Origin of the sequence: Streptomyces sp. MS191 (assembly GCF_008042125.1) — a bacterium.
Classification (GTDB): domain Bacteria; phylum Actinomycetota; class Actinomycetes; order Streptomycetales; family Streptomycetaceae; genus Streptomyces.
In genome coordinates, this window is the sequence record NZ_RDBI01000071.1 from 1,107 (window position 1) to 4,932 (window position 3,826).

A 3,826-nucleotide genomic window follows, 5' to 3' on the forward strand; every position below is an offset into this window, starting at 1 on the left:
GTGGTCGAGGTCCCCGGCGAGTTCCATGACCGGGCCGGTGGCGGTGGTGCGGATGTGGAGGGTGCTGGGGGTGGTCGAGGTCCCCGGCGAGTTCCATGACCGGGCCGGTGGCGGGGGCACGGTTGGCCGGGCGGCTGGGGTTCGCGTTGCTCGAACCGGCGGATGACTGGCTCGCCGGGCTGCCGGAGGAGTTCACCGGGCGGGTGGTCCGTGCGGCGACCGTCGCCGAAGCGTGGGCGATCGAACGGCCGACGTTCGTCAAGCCGCCGCGAGACAAGTCGTTCCCGGCGGACGTCTACGCCGACGGCTCCCGTCTGCCCGCCGGTCTGGACCCGGCAACCCCGGTGCTGCTCTCCGAGGTGGTGACCTTCGCGGCCGAGTACCGGCTGTTCCTGCTCGACGGGCGGATCGCCACGGGCAGTCGCTACGCCGTGTTCGGCCGGCTCGACCCACGCCCGCTCGACCGGCACGGGGCGATCGCCGCCGAGATCACCGAGTTCGTCGACCGCCTGGTCGCCGCGGCCGGGCCCGACCTGCCGAGCGCCGTCGTCGTGGACATCGGACAGCTGCTCGACCCGTACCGTCCGGGCCACCGCTGGGCCGTCGTGGAGGCCAACATGGCCTGGTTCTCCCATGCGTACGCTTCCGACCCGGCACGGGTGCTGGACGTGGTGCTGCGGGCGGCGGGGCCGCGCGAGCGGGTGCGGCCGGGAGATCTGCCCTTCGTGCGGCACTGAGCGTCTGTCAGAATCCGGCCTTTCGGCTGGTGTTCCTGCAGCGGCCGGACGATCCGGTGCTGATGCGGGCAGCGGCCGAGAGCCCGCTCTCTCCACGGCCCTGACTGGGACGACATCGCCGCCGATCTCGATCGACGGGCCGGCGCTCTGGAGGCGGCGGCCCAGGTCGGGCCGACGTCCTGAGCCACAGCCGGACCGCGGCCGTCGTGTTCACCGCCGCGACAGCGCCGGTGGGCGCGCCTACCCTGAAGGCATGGCGACGGTGCGGGTCGGCGGCACGGGGATCGTCTACGACTGTGCCGGCGAGGGGCCGCCCGTGGTGTTCCTGCACGGTGCCGGGCACGACGCCCGCGTCTGGCGGCCCCAACTCGACGCGCTGGCGGACGCGTTCTCGGTCGTGGCCTGGGACGAGCCGGGAGCGGGCCGCTCCGGCGACCTGCCCGAGTCCTACGGCCTCGCGGACTACGCGCAGGCTCTGGCCGCGGTCGTCGAGTCGCTGGGTCCCGGTCCGGCACACATCGCCGGACTCTCCTGGGGCGGCACGGTCGCCCTGGAGTTCTACCGCCACCACGCGGACCTGGTCAGGACGCTGATCCTCGTCGACACCTACGCGGGCTGGAAGGGCTCCTTGCCTCCGGAGGAGGTGCGGGCCCGGGTCGAGGGCGTGCGCCGGATGCTGGCCGCGCCGACGGGTGTGTTCGATCCCACCCTGCCCGGACTGTTCGCCGGCGAGCCGCCCGCCGAGTACGTACCGCTGCTGGACGCGATGGCCGCGTCCGTACGCCCGCGGACCATCGGGACGCAGCTGTCCGTCATGGCCGAGACGGATCAGCGGGATCTGCTGCCCACCGTCGCGGTGCCCACCCTGCTGCTCTGGGGAGAACGGGACGTGCGCTCTCCGCTGACGGTCGCCCGACGGTTCCAGGAAGCGATCCCGGCTGCCGAACTGGTCGTGATCCCGGGTGCGGGGCACGTCAGCAACCTGGAACGACCGGACGAGTTCAACCGGGCCGTGCGCGGCTTCTGCCTCGCCCACCCCTGAGCGGGGCACCGCGCCGTCGCCCCGGTGGCCGGCAGGCGGCCGGGCCTCGGTGGCGTCGGACGACCCCGCTCGGCTGTCGGGGGTGATCAGCGGTCGTGTCGGAGACGCCCCCTAGAGTTCGCCACCATGGACAGAGCCGGCCTCGACCACCGCCACCCACGTACGACGGCTGGATACCGCCCACCGTGGTCGCCCTCCTTCACGAGCACGGCCACCACGACGTCCTGCGCCAGGCGGCGAGCGGCGGTGACTGGTTCTGCGCCCGTCGGCTCGCCGAGGCCGCCTCCGGCGCCGGACCGGACGGACGGGCGACGGCGCTGGCACTGCTGGAGCCGTTCGCGGCCACCGGCTGGTGGCCTGCCGTCGACACCGTCGCCGGGCTGCTCGCCGAGTGGGAGCGCGACGACGAGGCCGTCGTGGTGCTGCGGCCGCTCGCCGACTCGGGGCACCGGTACGCCCTGCGCGACCTGGCGCGGCTGCTCGCCCGGCAGGGCCACGTGGACCAGGTCGTGGCCCTGCTCGGACCGCGGGCCGCGGACCTCACGCTCGCCGAGGAACTGGTGGAGCTCGCCGCGGGCCACGGCCGCGACGCGGAGATCGCCGCACTGCTCCCCGATGTCGGGACCGGCGCCACGGACCAGTTCGGGTTCTGGAGCTCGGACGCCGTGGACACCGTCCCCCTGCATGCCAGGTTCCTGGAGCTCCAGGGCCGGACGGACGAGGCGATCGACCTGCTGGGCAGGCACGTCCGTGTCGAAGGCGTCGTCTACGCAGACCATGCCGAGCAGCTCGCCCGCCTCCTGGGCCGCCATGGACGTGAAGCCGAGCTGCGCGCATTCCCGACCGACGAGGGCGAGGAGTACGCCTTGGCCGCCTTGGCCGAGCTGCTGGAGGAGCAGGACCGGATCCCCGAGGCGGTTGCCCTGCTCGGGCGGTCCGCCGGGACCGGGAATCCCCATGCGGCCTTCGGCCTCGCCGAGCTCCTTGCCCGTCACGGCCGCCACGACGAGGCGGTCGAGGTGCTGAGCACGGTCGCGGAGACGGCAGGCGGCGACTCCGACTGGATCCTCCACCTGCTCTGCCGCATCCTGGTCGATGTCGGGCGGGCCGACGACGCCCTCACCTACATCGGCGACTACTTCACCCGCCACGGCGGCAACCACCAGGAGGAGGCGTTCATGAAGGCCGCCGTCCTGAGGTCGAGCGGCCGTGCCGTGGATGCCGAGGCGGAGCCGGGCGAGCTCGCCCGATCCGACGAGGAGCTCCGTCGCTCAGGAACGGTGGACGGTGCCATCGCGCTCGCTGAACGTCTGGTGCGGCGCGGCGAGCCCCAGCAGGCCATCGCTCACCTGCGCGATCGCCTCGACGGGGTGAACGTGGTCCGCGGGCAGAACCTGCGATGAGCGGCTTCTCGCCCCCGCCTCAGGCCGAGAGCAGGTCCACCACGAAGACGAGCGTCGAGCCCGCCGGGATCAACGGGGAAGGCGACTGCTTGCCGTAGCCGAGACGCGGGGGAACGATGATCTCGCGCCGGCCGCCGACCTTCATCCCCCTCACCCCCCGATCCCATCCCTTGATGACCCTGCCGCCGCCCACAGCGAACTTGAACGGCTCGCCCCGGTCCCAGGACGCGTCGAACTCCCTTCCGGTCTCGAAGGTGACCCCGACGTAGTGGACCCGGACGACCCTGCCCGGCTTCGCCTCGGCACCGTCCCCGACGACCAGGTCGCGGATGGTCAGCTCCGTTGGGGCCGCCCCCGCCGGAACGACGACCTCGGGCTTCGTCAGTTCGCTCATCACAGCCTCATCCCTCTCCCCCGGAAGCCCTCCCACGGACCGGCCCGGGCATGAACACCCCCCGCAACAGATCCTCACGCTACCGACAAAGCCGACCGTCGACGTGGCGGCCGTGACGGGCAAGGAGCTCGGCGAGGCCGAAGGCCGCATGGGGATTCCCGGTCCCGGCGGACCGCCCGAGCAGGGCAACCGCCTCGGGGATCCGGTCCTGCTCCTCCAGCAGCTCGGCCAAGGCGGCCAAGGCGTACTC

General features: G+C 73.0%; 4 protein-coding genes. 3 read left to right on the top strand and 1 reads right to left on the bottom strand.

The window, feature by feature from the left end; genetic code table 11:
- The first annotated feature begins 146 nt into the window (after positions 1 to 146).
- The 3 genes from EAO71_RS33000 (at position 147) to EAO71_RS33015 (ending at position 3,182) form a co-directional block, all read left to right on the top strand.
- Entirely contained in the window at positions 147 to 737 is a 591-nt protein-coding gene (locus EAO71_RS33000; RefSeq protein ID WP_410094229.1) for an ATP-grasp domain-containing protein, read from the top strand.
- Between the two features lie 253 nt (positions 738 to 990).
- On the top strand, positions 991 to 1,779 hold the full coding sequence (locus EAO71_RS33010) for an alpha/beta fold hydrolase (RefSeq protein ID WP_147981506.1): 789 nt from the start codon (positions 991 to 993) through the stop codon (positions 1,777 to 1,779).
- A 185-nt stretch (positions 1,780 to 1,964) separates the two neighbouring features.
- Complete coding sequence (locus tag EAO71_RS33015) at positions 1,965 to 3,182, top strand: tetratricopeptide repeat protein (RefSeq protein ID WP_147981507.1); 1,218 nt, start codon at positions 1,965 to 1,967, stop codon at positions 3,180 to 3,182.
- Positions 3,183 to 3,201: 19 nt separating this feature from the next.
- Here the strand turns inward: EAO71_RS33015 and EAO71_RS33020 are convergent, their stop codons facing one another.
- Positions 3,202 to 3,576, bottom strand: coding sequence for an FKBP-type peptidyl-prolyl cis-trans isomerase (locus tag EAO71_RS33020; RefSeq protein ID WP_147981508.1), 375 nt, complete (start codon positions 3,574 to 3,576; stop codon positions 3,202 to 3,204).
- Between the last annotated feature and the right edge of the window lie 250 nt (positions 3,577 to 3,826).

Coding starts and splice junctions, on each gene's coding strand:
- EAO71_RS33010 (WP_147981506.1), top strand. CDS start 991: ATGGCGACGGTGCGGGTCGGCGGCACGGGGATCGTCTACGACTGTGCC.
- EAO71_RS33020 (WP_147981508.1), bottom strand. CDS start 3,576: ATGAGCGAACTGACGAAGCCCGAGGTCGTCGTTCCGGCGGGGGCGGCC.